Origin of the sequence: Sphingobium sp. (assembly GCF_041987595.1) — a bacterium.
Taxonomy (GTDB): Bacteria; Pseudomonadota; Alphaproteobacteria; order Sphingomonadales; family Sphingomonadaceae; genus Sphingobium.
Window position 1 is genome coordinate 1 of the sequence record NZ_JBHIWJ010000104.1, and the last position, 13,345, is coordinate 13,345.

The window sequence follows — 13,345 nt, forward strand, 5'->3', positions numbered from 1 at the left end:
ACCGGCTCGACATCCTCTTTGCGACGGTGGGTGGAGGCGGTTTCATGCCCCTTCTGATGCTGGATGCGCAGACGGTGAGGAGCGAACTGGAGCAGAATATTCTCTCCGCCTTCTTCGTCATCCGCCATGGCGCCCCGCTGATGCAGCCGGGTGGGTCGATCATCTGCACCTCGTCCAGTTCCGGCCCGATGAGCTTCCCCTATCTGGCGGCCTATCATGTCGCGAAGAGCGGTCTGGAAGGGCTGGTCCGCGCCGCCGCCGATGAACTGGGTTCAGCGGATATTCGCGTCAATGCGGTGCGGCCCGGCATGACCCGATCGGACGCCACCGGCCCCATGTTCGACACGCCGGGCCTTCTGGATCAGTTCATGCCGGAATATCCGCTGGGACGGCTGGGGATGGCCCAGGATATCGGCAAGGTAGTGCGTTTTCTCGCCGGACCGGAAAGCGGCTGGATGACAGGGGAGTGCCTGTCGGTGGACGGCGGCAATCATCTGCGCCGCAATCCCGATCTGACCGCCATGGTTGAGGCGATCCACGGAAAAGAGAAAGTCGATGCCGCACGGGCAGGGAAGGAAGTAAAGCAATGAAAATATTGATTGTTGGCGGGACCGGCGCGCTGGGGGGACATGCGGCAGTTCATTTGCGGGCGCAAGGACATGAAGTTACCGTTGGCGGTCGCAATCCGGCTCAACACGGCACACCCATGGCCACCATGCCCTTCCTGAAGGGGGATTATGTCGCGGGCGATTTCACCGCGGACCGGCTGAAGGGCTTTGACTGGGTGGTCTTCGCGGCGGGCAACGATCCACGCCATGTGCCGCAGGGCAGCGATTTCGACGCCTTTCTCGTCAAGGCCAATCATGAGGCCGTCCCGGCCTTTTTCGCCGCATGCCGGGAAGCCGGGGTGGCGCGGGCGATCCAGCTCGGCAGCTTCTACCCGCAGGCGTCGCCCGATTTGCTCGCGGGCAACGGCTATATCCGCTCGCGCCTGGCCGCCTGCGAAGGCGCGCGGGCGCAGGGCGCCTCCGGCTTCGATGTCGTCAGCGTCAACGCGCCCTTCATGGTGGGCACGGTTTCCGGCCTGCCGAGCGCTATTTTCCAACCCTATGTGCAATGGGCGCAGGGCCTGATCCCGATCGAAAACTATGCCCCGCCGGGCGGCACCAATTTCATGTCCTTCCAGTCACTCTCGGAGGCGATCGAAGGCGCGCTGCTGCACGGCGAGCCGGGCAAGGCCTATCTGGTGGGGGACGAAAATCTGTCCTTCCGCGACTATTTCCAGCTTTTCTTCGATGCGGTCGGCCGCGATGTTCAGGTCGAGGAGCGGGACGCGGAACTGCCGCTGCTGCCCGATGTCGCCATTCCGCAGGGGCGCGGCAACTGGATCCGCTATGAACCCGATCCGGCCGAAGTCGCACTGCTTGGCTATCGCCGGCAGGACATAAAGGCTGCGGTTCAGGAAATCGTCGCCCAGTTCGGCAGGGTAGCGGCATGACGGGCGGCGACGGCACGGCAGGGGAGAACGGCATGTCAAAGCCATGGGAAGCGCTCGATTTCACGGACAAGACGGTCTGCGTCACCGGAGGCGGCGTTGGTATAGGACGCGCCGTCGCTGAAGCCTTCGCGGCGGCGGGTGCCCGTCTGGTGATCGCGGAGGTCGATCCCGAACGCGCCGCCGATGTTCAGGCCGCCCTGCCGGCCGCGCTGGTCGTGACCTGCGACGTGCGTGATCGGGCCGCGCCCGCCATGCTGGCGGACAAGGTCGCAACCCTTGCCGGGAAGCTCGACATCCTTGTCAACAATGTCGGTCATTTCGTGCATGCCCTGCCCTTCGCCATGCTGGACGCGTCGAAGATGGACGAGATAGTCGACACCAATCTCGGCCAGTTGATGCGCGTGACGCACGCGATGCTGCCGCTGCTTCGCGCCGCCGCGCCGGGGGCGAACATCATCAACATCACCTCGATAGAGGCCTATCGCGGCATTCCCTATTGCTCCGTCTATGCGGCGGCGAAAAGCGGGATTGCGGGCTTCACCAAGAGTCTGGCGCTGGAACTGGCGCCCGAAGGCATCCGCGTGAACGACATCGCGCCGGAAACCACCGACACGCCGCAACTGGCGCTCGACATCATGATCCCGCCGGAAAATCGCGGCCATATGGACAAATGGATTCCGCTAGGCCGCTTCGGCCACCCGTCCGACTGCGCGGGGGCGGCGCTCTATCTTGCCAGTCCGCTGGCGGCCTGGGTGACGGGGACGGCGATTCATGTCGACGGCGGCGCGCTTGCGGCGTCGGGCTGGATGCGGACGCCGACGGGAGAGTGGACGAACGTGCCGATGATCAGCGGCAATGGCCTGAAGATACCCGGATCGTCCTGAAGGCAAAGAATCCCGCCTCCATTGATGGAGGCGGGAATAAGGAGGAGCGCCGGGAGAGGTGGCGCTCCGGAACGGGATCAGAATTTGACGCCCAGCGTGACGCCATAAGTCCGCGGTTCGGCATAATAGCCGCCGCCGAAACCGAGCTGGCCATAATCGATGCTGCGGACGAAATCCTTGGCATTGGTCAGATTCTTGACCCACAGGCGCACTTCGCCTTCGCCGCTGCCCAGAGGAATTCCGTCAACGCCGATCTGGGCGTCGATCAGGTCGATATCGTCGCCTTTCAACTGCTCGTTGAAGGGCGAGCCGACCGAGCTGCTGAAATTATATTTGCCGTCTTCATGCGTATAGCCGACGCGACCGCGCAGGGTGGCATTACCCCAGTTGAGCGGGAACTGGGCGTTCAGCGCCACATTGGCGGTCAGTGGCGACGTGAAGCCGGGCGTCACGATCGACGCGATGTTGACCGGCGGCGCGCCTGCTACGGGTGACTGGCCCGCCAGAAATTCCTTATAGTTGATGTCGATATAGCCAAGGCTTCCGTCGAGCGAGAAATTGTCGCTCAGCACGGCCTGGGTTTCGACTTCGAAGCCATTGTAGACGACCTTGCCCGCATTGATGATGCGGGTCGCGAAAGTGCCGACCGGCGCGTCAGTGACAGGTCCAAGCACCGCCAGATTGTCATAGATATTATGATAGGCTGCAATGTTGAAGCGCAGACGGCGGTTGAACAGTTCGCTTTTCAGACCGATTTCATAGGACGTCACCTTTTCCGGCTTGAAGCTGCCAAGCTGGTTGGTGCCGGTCAGCACCGGGTCCTGCGAGTTGAAGCCGCCCGAACGATAGCCGGTGGCGGCGCGGGCATAGAGGTTGATCCCGTCCGCGACGTCATAGCCGGCCATCAGGTTCCAGGTGAATTTGCTGAACTTGGCGTCGCCCACTTCCGGAGTGGCGGGCGGAAGCGCGCCATTTTGGAAGCGCACCATCCGTTTGGCGTCCCAGGTGTAGCGGCCCCCCGCAGTCAGGCGGATACCGCTGTCCCGTCCACCCGGATAAAGGGTGAACTGGCCGTAAAGAGCGGTGCTCTCGGCCGATGCCGTATAGAAGAGGCGCGCGCGGGTCTGCACCATCCGGTAGCGGGCCGGGTTGGCGGCGGCAAAGGCCGGCCCCAACGCGCCGAAATTGGCAAGGAAGACGCTGTTGGTGTCGAGGATGTAGCCGCTGTTCTGATAGCCGTTTTCAGACCCCTTTTCCCAGAAATAGAAGCCGCCGACCACCCAGTCGAGCGCGCTCGTATCGCCGGAAACTTCGAATTCCTGGCTGAACTGCTTGTGGCGACGGCTATTCTGGACGTCGAACAGGTCCTGGGTGACGGTGGGCACGGATGCCGCCGCGATGAACGGACGCGCCGCCGCCGGGATCGAGGGAATATATTGCAGCAGCGAGGCGGGCATGCCGTTGAACAAGGTCGCATTGGAGAAGGCGGGACCAGTAAAGGCGCCGATGCCGTCCAGATCGGTCACGCTGTCGCTGTTCCAGAAGCGGTAACCCGTCGTAGACTTCACCTTGAAGCGGCCAAAATCATTCTGAACCTGAAGATTATGGCCCCAGGTCTTGTCGAGCGCATGGCTGAGGATGTTGTTGCACACCTCATGACGGTAGGTCCGCGACGGCCCGGCCAGCGCCGCGCATTCGGGATTGGCGAAGGTCGCGCCCGCCAGATATTGGGCGACCGGCGCCTGCTGGGTCACCACCACCTGCTGGCCGTCGACGGTGATCGGCGGGCGAGGCGTGCCGTCGGACACGTTGGTCAGGATGAAGGGCAGCGGCGTGCCGCTGATCCGGGTCCAGTCGAAAATATATTGGATGCTGCCTGTCCCGCCCAGTTCGATGCGCGCCGCAGCGCGCAGCGCGTCCGACTTGCGGGCGCCCGGATCCTTGGAATCGCGGGGCTGCAATATGTTGTCGATCACCCCGTCGCGTTCGCTATGGCTGTAGGAAAAGCTGGTCGAAATGCCCGCAATCTCACCCGGATCGAGGCTGATCTTGCCGTTCCAGGCGTTGAAATTGCCGTAGCCAGCCTCTGCCTTCAGGCGGAAGGCGGAGGAGGGTGCGCGGGAGATGAAATGGATTGCGCCGCCCGTCGTGTTGCGGCCGAACAGCGTGCCCTGCGGACCACGCAGCACTTCCACCCGCTCGACGTCCATGACGCTGAGACCCATGGCGCCGCCGCGCGCGATATAGACGCCGTCGACATAAAGCCCGTTGGCCGCATCCACGCCGAAGCTCTCGCTGCCGCCGTTCGAAATGCCGCGCATGGAGAATACGGCCGCGCTGTTGCTGGTGGTGCCCTGCGTAATGACGACATTGGGCGCAAGGCCGCTGAGGTCGCGGCTGTCCTTCACTCCCAGCTGTTCGATCTTTTCCGATCCGATCGCGCTGATGGCGATCGGCACATCCTGAAGATTTTGCGCGCGCTTCTGCGCGGTGACGACGATTTCATCCAGTCCTGACGCCTGTTCCGACGCGGCCGCATTCTGGGCCTGAGCCTGCCCGGCCCATGCTCCAACAGTTGCCAAGGTGCTTGCGCCCAGCATCAGGACGGCGCGTGCGTAGCTTTTGGGCATCCTCAATCTCCCCTCGAATGTTCTATGGATCACGAAATGCATATATGCGGATATAATGTCAAATATTAATCCGCAAATATAAGTTCAATATGGCAATATGCGCATATATCGCGATATGATGTCTCGATAAATTCCGCTTTTATGTCAGGCCGGATGGCTCAGGAGGGCATGTAGAGTTGCGCCGCCTTGCCTCCGTCGACCGGCAGTGCGGTGCCGGTTATGTAGCTGGCGGCATCCGACAGCATGAAGACGATGGCCTGCGCCAGTTCTACAGGCTGGCCGCCCCTGCCCATGGGAATGGCATCGGCCGTGCGGGCAGCAATGTCCGGCGCCCGGGCCGAAAACTCCTCCGTCCCTGCGGTCTGGACCTGACCCGGCACGATGGCGTTGACGCGGATGCCAAGCCGCGCGCCTTCCATCGCGGCAACGGCGGTGAAGTGGATAAGGGCGGCCTTCGATGCCGAATAGCTCGCCATATTGGCTGTCGCGCGAATGCCGCAGGTGGAAGCGATGTTGACGATCGAACCCTTTCCCGCTGCGGCCATGACCTTCATCGCAGCCTTGGTGCTGACGAAGACGGCGTCGGCATTGACCGCGAAATCCTTGCGCCAATGGTCCAGCGTCAATTTGCTGATCGGCGCATAATGGGTCGACATCGCATTGTTCACCAGCATGTCGATCCGGCCATATTTGCGGGCGGTTTCCTCGATCATGACAACAAGAGCGCTGTCGTCGGCGACGTCGAGCCGGATCGTTTCGACCTTGCCCCCTTCGGCGGCGATGACCTCGCGGGCATTGTCGAGCAATTGCTGGCGGCGTCCGCAGATCACGACCTGCGCCCCGCGTTCCGCGAGAAGGCTAGCCGTGGCGAGGCCAATTCCGTCGCTGCCGCCAGTCACGATCGCGACCTGCCCTTCGAAATCCTGGGCCATGAGCTGTATTTTTCCTCTTCCAGAAAAAATGCCGCCACGCGGCACCTGCTTTTCTCTCCTTCCAATTTCCGCAAAATGCGAAATTTGTAAATGATAAAATTACGAATACAGCGACAGCTGTGTTGCCCGGAAGCGTTTCTGAACCGGTACCTTGAACGGGGTCCCGGTCGCCGAGGCTTCGCCATACTACGTAAATATTCGATATTTCCGAGCCACTTGGTCAGGGATTTTGCATGGTGCGAGGGGCCGCCCGGCGTCTTTGGTCTCGATGCACAATTGCGGAAAAATAATTATCTTGAAATACGCGAATGGAGGAATATTGTTGGCGCAACAGAACAGCGCAAACGAATCGAAGGAGCGGTGATGGTGGGAGAGGAACTGCCTCTGGTTGCCGGGATGCAGCGGCCATGAGCAAGGTCGACCCTGTCTTCGCCGAAGTCACCGGTCCGGGCACGCCTTTCGAGATCGGCGAACAGGATGGCGTGCGCCATTTCCTGCGCGCGCCGTCGGACCTCAATCAGCTCGTCGAATCCGCGCGCCGCTTCGGCGATGCCACTTGCATCGTCGATTTCGACGATAAGCAATGCGAGCGCCGCCTGTCCTTCGATCAGGTCTTTGCCTGGCGGGACCGGATGGCGGCGCATCTCGACATCCGGGGCGGGGATCGCGTCGCCATCTGCATGCGCAATCGCGCCGAATGGATGGTGGCCTTTCTTGCGGTCATCCGCGCCGGCGGGATTGCAGCGATGCTCAACAGCCGGGGCTCTCCCGCCGAACTGGCGGCGATGATCGCGGAAGTCACGCCGGCGCTGGTTCTGGCCGATCGCGAAAGGGCCGAACTGATCCGCCAGGGCGGCTATGCCGGACCGCTGCTCGACGTGACGGCGCCGTTGGAGGAGAAGGGTGCCTTGTCGGGCAATGCGGCCGTCGCGCAGCCCGGCGATCCGTGCGCAATCCTCTTCACCTCCGGCACGACGGGTCGGGTGAAGGGCGCAGTGCTGTCCCATCGCAGCCTGATCACGGGGCTGCTCGGCACGCAGCTGACCGGCATGATGGTGCTCCATAACATGGCGCGCGAACATGGCATGCCGGTGGACGCCATCATGGCGAAGGCGCCGCCGCAGGCCAGCCTGCTGGTCTATCCGCTGTTCCATATTTCGGGGCTGGGGTCGGGCTTCCTGGCGCCGCTGCTGTCCGGCGCGAAGAGTGTCATCATGCGGCGATGGAATGCCGAAGAAGCGGTGCGGCTGATCGAGAAGGAGCGGGTGACGCAGCTTTCCTCCGTGCCGACCATGCTCTGGGACATGGTGCATCGGGCGAAGCTGGGGAACACCGACCTTTCCTCCCTGCGCAACATCGGCTCGGGTGGACAGGCCTTGCCGCTCAATCTGCTGGAGGAAGTGCGGGCGCTTTGTCCCCACGCCCATATCGGCGTCGGCTATGGCATGACCGAAACGTCGGGCGCGATCGCCCAGGCCGTCGGCGCCGACTTTCTGCGCAACAGGGCGTCGGCCGGACGCGTGCTGCCGCTGGTCGATCTGCGCATTGAGGGGATCGACGGGGGTCTTTGCGGGGCCAAGGAAAGCGGTGAAATCGTCGTCCGCAGCGCCATGCTCATGAACGGCTATTGGAACCGGCCGGAGGAAACAGCCAAGGCCTTTACGGCCGATGGCTGGCTGCGCACGGGCGATGTCGGTTATGTCGATGAGGAAGGCTTCATCTTCATCGTCGACCGCAAGAAGGACATGGTCATCTCCGGCGGCGAAAATATCTATTGCGCCGAAGTCGAGCGGGTATTGAGCGAAATGCCGCAGGTCACCGAATGCGCGGCCTTCGGAATCCCGGACGAGCGGCTTGGCGAATTGCTGGTCGCGGTCGTGCAGGCGCAGGGGCTGGAAGAGCGCATGGTCATCGATTGGGTGGCGGAGCGGCTCGCCCGGTACAAGGCGCCTGCCCGCGTCGCCTTTTCACCCGGCCCGTTGCCGCGCAACGACGCCCAGAAAATCAACAAGGTCGCGCTGCGCGCGCTTTGGCCGCAACTGGCGGCGATCCACTGAACAGGAGAGTTTTCCCATGGGCATGCCCAAGGACATAAAGATCATCGACTGCATGCTGGGCATACCGGAGGCGGAGGACCGGTCCGAATGGTTCGCACCTTTTCGTCCGCTGATCAAGGACCAGCAGACGCTGCAACAATTTGCGATGCCTGCCCAATATATGTTCAAGGATATTCCGCAGACCGGAAAGGCGGATGATTTCGTGTCCTGGACTGTCGATCAGATGGATCAATATAATATCGACAGGGCCTTGGTCGGCTGGAACGGCAATGCGACATCTTACCGTGCCAAGGAGATGTTCGGTGACCGCTTCTTCTTCGACCTGCCGTGCGATCCGAACAATGGCATGGAGGAAGTACTCCGCATCAAGCGGATCCATGCCGAGGTCGGCCTGTCCGCGATCAGCGTCTTTCCTGCCGGAACGCTGCCGCAGGTGGCGATCAACCATAAATATATGTTCCCGATCTACACCTGTGCGGCGGAACTGGGGCTGCCGGTGTTGCTCAATGTCGGAATACCCGGCCCGCGCATTCCCATGGAAACGCAGAAGGTCGAACATCTCGATGAAGTCTGCTGGTATTTCCCGGATCTGAAAATCGTCATGCGTCATGGCGCGGAGCCATGGGAAGCGCTGGCGGTCAAGTTGATGCTGAAATGGCCCAATCTCTATTATTCGACCAGCGCCTTCGCGCCCAAACATTATCCCAAGGCGATCATCGACTACGCCAATACGCGCGGCGCCGACAAGATCATCTATGCAGGCTATTTCCCCATGGGCCTCAGCCTGGAGCGCATCTTCAGCGATATGCAGAATGTGCCGTTCAAGGATGAGGTCTGGCCGAAATTCTTGCGCGAAAACGCCATCAAGGTCTTCGGCCTCAAATAAGTTCACGGAGAGTTCCCATGTCCAACCCGCAAGCCGCAACCGATGCGCGCACCCCGCCTGTCGCCGTCTGGCAAATTCTCGAAAAGCTGAAAGGGCAGGATCTGGCCGACTGGCGCCTCGCCGAAGTGAAGGGCCGCGCCTCGATCGAAGAGCGCAATCTGAATATCGGCATTCCCTTTGGCTGGTATCCCATCCTGCTGTCGTCGGAACTGCAGGCGGGCGAGGTCAAGCCGCTGCGCTATTTCTCCAAGGATCTTGCCATCTGGCGTGGCGAGGATGGCAAGGTCCGCATGCTCGATGCCTATTGCAAGCACCTCGGCGCGCATATGGGCCATGGCGGCAAGGTGCATGGCAATATGTTGGAATGCCCCTTCCACGCGTGGCGCTATGACGGCGATGAGGCGGCGGTTAAAGAGATTCCCTATGCCCGCGCCGTTCCGCCGCAGGTGAAGCGCAAATGCACCCGCAACTGGCACGTCACGGAAGCCAATCGCTGGATCTGGGCATGGTATCACCCGGAGGATGCAGAGCCGCTGTTCGAGGTTGCGGTTCTGCCCGAAGCCACCGATCCGGAATGGACCGACTATGAGGTTCATGAATGGAATGTCTGGGGGTCGATCCAGAACATGGCCGAAAACGGGGTAGATGTCGCGCATTTCCGCTATATCCACGGCACCGCCGATGTGCCGCTGGGCGAGCTGCGCTGGGGCGAATGGGGCCGCGGCGCCGACGTCAAGGCCAGGATGGGCACGCCCTGGGGTGAGGTCGACGGTCTCATCAGCTACGACACGATGGGACCGGGGCAGAGCTGGACCCGCTTTACCGGCATTTCCGAGACGCTGCTGGTCGCCTGCCTCGCGCCCGTCGAACTGGACCATGTCCACGTCCGCTTCTGCTTCACCCAGCCCAAGGCGCAGGCCGAAGGCGAGCGGGCGGGCGTCGCCAGGGCCATCATTCGCGACATCTGCAAGCAGTTCGATCAGGACAAGGTGGTGTGGGACCGGCAGAAGTTCGAGCCTAATCCGATCATCTGCGACGGTGACGGCCCGATCCCCCAATTCCGCAAATATTATTCGCGCTATTATGTGCAGGGCTGAGGGTTAGGGTGATGGAAGAGGAAGCAGGCGTCTCCCGCCGCGAAATGGTGGCGGGCGCGGCGGCGCTGATCGGCGCGGCAAGCGTATCGGGCGCCGCCGCAGCGAAGCCGACAGATCCACTCGACAGTCATGACGCCATGGGTCTCGCCGAACTGGTCCAAAGGAAGCAGGTCTCCGCCAGCGAGTTGCTGGAAGCGGCCATTGCCCGTGCGGAGGCGCTCAATCCGCGTTTCAACTTCCTCGCCCAGAAACATTATGATTTCGGCCGCGCTGCCATCGCCAATGGCTTGCCGCAGGGACCGTTCAGCGGCGTGCCGTGGCTGCTCAAGGACCTCAACACCTATGTTGCGGGCCTGCCGACCGAAAATGGCAGCCGTTTCTTCAGGGGCTACAGGCCTGCGGTGACGTCCGAACTGGTGAAGCGGATCGAGAAAGCGGGCTTCGTCATCTTCGGCAAGACGACGGTGCCCGAACTCGGCCTGACCGGCACGACCGAGAACAAGCTGAACGGGGACACGCGCAACCCCTGGAATCCGGCTCATATCACCGGCGGATCGTCAGGCGGCGCGGCGGCCGCGGTGGCGGCGGGCGTGCTGCCCGCGGCCCATGCGACCGACGGCGGCGGGTCGATCCGCATTCCAGCCTCCTGCTGCGGGCTGTTCGGGCTCAAGCCCAGCCGCGGACGCGTGCCCATGGGGCCGCCGCGCACGGAAGGGTGGGGCGGGCTGTCCGTCCATCATGCCGTGACCCGCAGCGTGCGCGATTCCGCCGCGATCCTCGATGCGACGCAAGGGCCGGAGCCGGGCAGCCGCTATGCCGCGCCGACCCCTGCCGAGAGCTTTTTGGCTCAGATCGGCAAAGCGCCGGGCAGGCTGCGCGTCGCGCTGATGCTGTCGCCCGCGGCCGGTTCGCCGGTCGATCCCGAATGCACCGAAGCGGCCAGGGCGGCTGCCCGGCTATGCGAGAGCCTTGGCCATCATGTCGAGGAAGCGTCGCCGAAACTCGACATGGCGGCGCTGGGCGCAGCCAGCTTCGTGCTGATCGGATCCAATGTCGCCGCGGACATGCTGGATCGCGCCAGGGCCACCGGGCAGGCCATCGGCCCCGATGTGCTGGAGCCGATCACGCTCGGCTTCGTGGCTTATGGGCAGAAAGCCACGGGCATGGATTTCGCCCGCGCCAACAATGCGCTTCAGGCCGGTGCGCTGGCGATGGCGCAGTTTATGGCCCATTACGACGTGATCCTCTCGCCCACGCTGGCCGCGCCGCCGCTGGAACTGGGACGGATCAACCTGACGCCCGACACCGATTTCGGCCATTGGGGAGAACGGGCGGCGACCTTCTCGCCTTTCACCCAGATCGCCAACATGACGGGCCAGCCCGCCATGTCGGTGCCGCTGGGTATGGCGAAAAACGGCCTGCCGATCGGCGTCATGTTCATGGGGCGCTATGGCGATGAAGCGACGCTGCTCCGCCTCGCCGCCCAATTGGAAAGCGCCGCGCCGTGGAAAAACCGGCGGCCGCGAATTTAGCAATTTCGGGAGATTATGATGCGGGGATTGTCGGGCAGGGCAGGGATCGTTGCCGGCGGTGGACGCGGGATCGGCGCGGCGACGGCGCGGCGGCTGGCGGCGGAGGGCGCGGCGGTCGTGATCGGGGATATTGTCGAGCAATGGGCCATCGAAACGGCGAGGGTGATCTGCTCGGAAGGCGGAAAGGCAGTCGGTGTCCATCTGGACGGGACCAGCGCGGCGTCGCAAGCGGCTATTGTCGGAACCGCTTTGTCGCACTTCGGGGGCCTCGACTTCTATCATTCAAATCTGGCCGGTGGCACCGAAGGCGATATCGACATCCTCAACTGTCCGGAGGAAGTGCTGGACCGCAGCTTCGCCATCAATGCGAAGAGCCATTTTCTGGCCACCCAGGCTGCTTTGCCGATGCTGATCGAACGGGGCGGCGGTGCCATGATCTACACCTCGTCGGGCGCGGCGATTTCAGGCAATCCCCTGCAGGTCGCCTATCCCATGACCAAGAACGCGCTGCACGCGCTGGTGCGCCATGTTGCGCGAAAGTTCGGCAAGCAGGGGATCCGCGCCAATGGCATCTGTCCCGGCGTGGTCATGACCGAAGCGGTGGCGCAGCATCTGACCGAGGATTATGTCCAGTCGATGCGCGACAGCCTGCCCCATCGGCGCCTCGGCAGGCCGGACGATATTGCCGGTGCCGTCGCCTTTCTGGCGTCCGATGATGGGGAATGGGTGAATGGCCAGCTCTGGCATGTGAATGGCGGATCGCTGCTCCGCGATTGAAGGCTTTGATCTTTGCTGGCAAGACGGAGCGACAATATGGGGATGTGACGCTGCATGAATGAAAGTTTCTCGATCGACGAAACGGACCGCAAGATCATCGAGCAATTGCGGAAAAATGGTCGAGCGACAAATCAGCAGATCGCCGAAGCCCTGGACCTGATCGCTCCCACCGTCTCTGCGCGCATCCGCAGGATGGAGGAGGCGGACATGCTGCGCGTCATCGCCGTGTCCGATTTCGCCGTGCATGGCTATAACGTCATCATCCAGATGGCGGTGGAGGTGGATGGCCGCCCCGCGTCGGAAGTCGTCCATGAACTGGCGGCTTTTCCCGAAGTCTTTGCGGCCTATCTGGTTACCGGGCGGCACGATATCGACCTGATCGTCGTGCTGCGCGACATGGACGAACTGGGACCGCTCATCATCGGCAAATTCTCGCAGGTGCGGGGCGTGAGATCGATGACGCCCGCCATTGCGCTGGAATATCAATATGGCCATGCCGCGCTGGAATATGGCCGCCCGCGCGTCGCGAAGCCCGACGTCGATGATCTGGACCTCCAGCTGATCGCCATATTGGCCGAGGATGCGCGCGTATCCAATCGCAGGATTGCCGCTGACCTTGGCGTCAATGAAGGCACGATCCGCGGACGGATCAAGCGGTTGCAGCAGGATGGGATGATTGCCTTTACCGCTCTCACCAGCCCCAAGATGGAAAGCGCCACCAAGGTCGCCTTCATCAACATTCAGGCCGACGTCGACAATGTCCGCGACATTGCGCGCAGGATCGCTGAATTGCCGATGGTCAACACCGTGATGATCATGCTGGGGCGCTTCAATATCCTGACTTTCTGCCTGTTCAAGGATCTGGACAAGCTGCACGCCTTGGCATCTGATCAGATTTTGGCGGTCGATGGCGTCCACCACATCGAAATACTTGTCCTCGCCGGCGCAGCGGGCCAGCAGGAAGCCGGCGGCGGCCACCTCGGCCGGCGGGGTCAGGAACTCCTTGAAGGTGTAGTGCACCTTGCCGGTGTCGATGTACTTGGCCTTGAACT

General features: G+C 62.4%; 11 protein-coding genes and 2 pseudogenes. 10 read left to right on the forward strand and 3 right to left on the reverse strand.

Features of this window, described 5'->3' with window-relative positions; genetic code table 11:
• The 3 genes from ACFC3J_RS18880 to ACFC3J_RS18890 all read left to right on the forward strand — a co-directional run.
• Positions 1-590, forward strand: a 590-nt coding sequence (locus ACFC3J_RS18880) for an SDR family NAD(P)-dependent oxidoreductase (protein WP_375197616.1), incomplete at its 5' end; no start/stop codon positions are given.
• Positions 587-1,498 (forward strand): NAD-dependent epimerase/dehydratase family protein, encoded by a 912-nt coding sequence (locus ACFC3J_RS18885; RefSeq protein WP_375197617.1) that lies wholly within the window; start codon positions 587-589, stop codon positions 1,496-1,498. The genes ACFC3J_RS18880 and ACFC3J_RS18885, both read left to right, overlap by 4 nt.
• Positions 1,495-2,382, forward strand: a complete 888-nt coding sequence (locus ACFC3J_RS18890; RefSeq protein ID WP_375197618.1) for an SDR family NAD(P)-dependent oxidoreductase — start codon at positions 1,495-1,497, stop codon at positions 2,380-2,382. Before ACFC3J_RS18885 ends, ACFC3J_RS18890 begins: the two co-directional genes overlap by 4 nt.
• A gap of 77 nt (positions 2,383-2,459) precedes the next feature.
• On the opposite strand, the gene ACFC3J_RS18895 is transcribed toward ACFC3J_RS18890, so the two are convergent.
• Both ACFC3J_RS18895 and ACFC3J_RS18900 read right to left on the reverse strand, forming a co-directional pair.
• The gene (locus ACFC3J_RS18895) at positions 2,460-5,012 is read right to left on the reverse strand and encodes a TonB-dependent receptor (protein WP_375197619.1); all 2,553 of its coding nucleotides are present in this window, start codon (positions 5,010-5,012) and stop codon (positions 2,460-2,462) included.
• A 158-nt stretch (positions 5,013-5,170) separates the two neighbouring features.
• On the reverse strand, positions 5,171-5,944 hold the full coding sequence (locus ACFC3J_RS18900; RefSeq protein WP_375197620.1) for an SDR family NAD(P)-dependent oxidoreductase: 774 nt from the start codon (positions 5,942-5,944) through the stop codon (positions 5,171-5,173).
• A gap of 216 nt (positions 5,945-6,160) precedes the next feature.
• Between ACFC3J_RS18900 and ACFC3J_RS18905 the strand changes: the two genes are divergently transcribed.
• The 7 genes and pseudogenes from ACFC3J_RS18905 to ACFC3J_RS18935 form a co-directional block, all read left to right on the forward strand.
• The gene (locus ACFC3J_RS18905; RefSeq protein ID WP_375197621.1) at positions 6,161-6,355 is read left to right on the forward strand and encodes a hypothetical protein; all 195 of its coding nucleotides are present in this window, start codon (positions 6,161-6,163) and stop codon (positions 6,353-6,355) included.
• Positions 6,352-8,001, forward strand: coding sequence for a class I adenylate-forming enzyme family protein (locus ACFC3J_RS18910; protein WP_375197622.1), 1,650 nt, complete (start codon positions 6,352-6,354; stop codon positions 7,999-8,001). Before ACFC3J_RS18905 ends, ACFC3J_RS18910 begins: the two co-directional genes overlap by 4 nt.
• A gap of 16 nt (positions 8,002-8,017) precedes the next feature.
• On the forward strand, positions 8,018-8,887 hold the full coding sequence (locus ACFC3J_RS18915) for an amidohydrolase family protein (RefSeq protein WP_375197623.1): 870 nt from the start codon (positions 8,018-8,020) through the stop codon (positions 8,885-8,887).
• A gap of 17 nt (positions 8,888-8,904) precedes the next feature.
• Positions 8,905-9,984: a Rieske 2Fe-2S domain-containing protein gene (locus ACFC3J_RS18920; RefSeq protein WP_375197624.1), complete on the forward strand. Its 1,080-nt coding sequence runs from the start codon at positions 8,905-8,907 to the stop codon at positions 9,982-9,984.
• A gap of 11 nt (positions 9,985-9,995) precedes the next feature.
• Complete coding sequence (locus ACFC3J_RS18925) at positions 9,996-11,516, forward strand: amidase (RefSeq protein WP_375197625.1); 1,521 nt, start codon at positions 9,996-9,998, stop codon at positions 11,514-11,516.
• 15 nt (positions 11,517-11,531) lie between these two features.
• Positions 11,532-12,293, forward strand: coding sequence for an SDR family NAD(P)-dependent oxidoreductase (locus ACFC3J_RS18930; protein WP_375197626.1), 762 nt, complete (start codon positions 11,532-11,534; stop codon positions 12,291-12,293).
• Between the two features lie 54 nt (positions 12,294-12,347).
• Positions 12,348-13,169 (forward strand): annotated as a pseudogene (locus ACFC3J_RS18935) (Lrp/AsnC family transcriptional regulator); the annotation flags it as partial.
• Between the two features lie 90 nt (positions 13,170-13,259).
• Here ACFC3J_RS18935 and ACFC3J_RS18940 read toward each other — a convergent pair.
• Positions 13,260-13,313 (reverse strand): annotated as a pseudogene (locus ACFC3J_RS18940) (hypothetical protein); the annotation flags it as partial.
• Positions 13,314-13,345: the final 32 nt, after the last annotated feature.

Bases quoted from the DNA above. Each gene is read 5' to 3' on its own strand.
- ACFC3J_RS18895 (WP_375197619.1), bottom strand. From the start codon at position 5,012: ATGCCCAAAAGCTACGCACGCGCCGTCCTGATGCTGGGCGCAAGCACC.
- ACFC3J_RS18900 (WP_375197620.1), bottom strand. From the start codon at position 5,944: ATGGCCCAGGATTTCGAAGGGCAGGTCGCGATCGTGACTGGCGGCAGC.
- ACFC3J_RS18925 (WP_375197625.1), top strand. From the start codon at position 9,996: ATGGAAGAGGAAGCAGGCGTCTCCCGCCGCGAAATGGTGGCGGGCGCG.
- ACFC3J_RS18915 (WP_375197623.1), top strand. From the start codon at position 8,018: ATGGGCATGCCCAAGGACATAAAGATCATCGACTGCATGCTGGGCATA.
- ACFC3J_RS18885 (WP_375197617.1), top strand. From the start codon at position 587: ATGAAAATATTGATTGTTGGCGGGACCGGCGCGCTGGGGGGACATGCG.
- ACFC3J_RS18920 (WP_375197624.1), top strand. From the start codon at position 8,905: ATGTCCAACCCGCAAGCCGCAACCGATGCGCGCACCCCGCCTGTCGCC.
- ACFC3J_RS18890 (WP_375197618.1), top strand. From the start codon at position 1,495: ATGACGGGCGGCGACGGCACGGCAGGGGAGAACGGCATGTCAAAGCCA.
- ACFC3J_RS18910 (WP_375197622.1), top strand. From the start codon at position 6,352: ATGAGCAAGGTCGACCCTGTCTTCGCCGAAGTCACCGGTCCGGGCACG.
- ACFC3J_RS18930 (WP_375197626.1), top strand. From the start codon at position 11,532: ATGATGCGGGGATTGTCGGGCAGGGCAGGGATCGTTGCCGGCGGTGGA.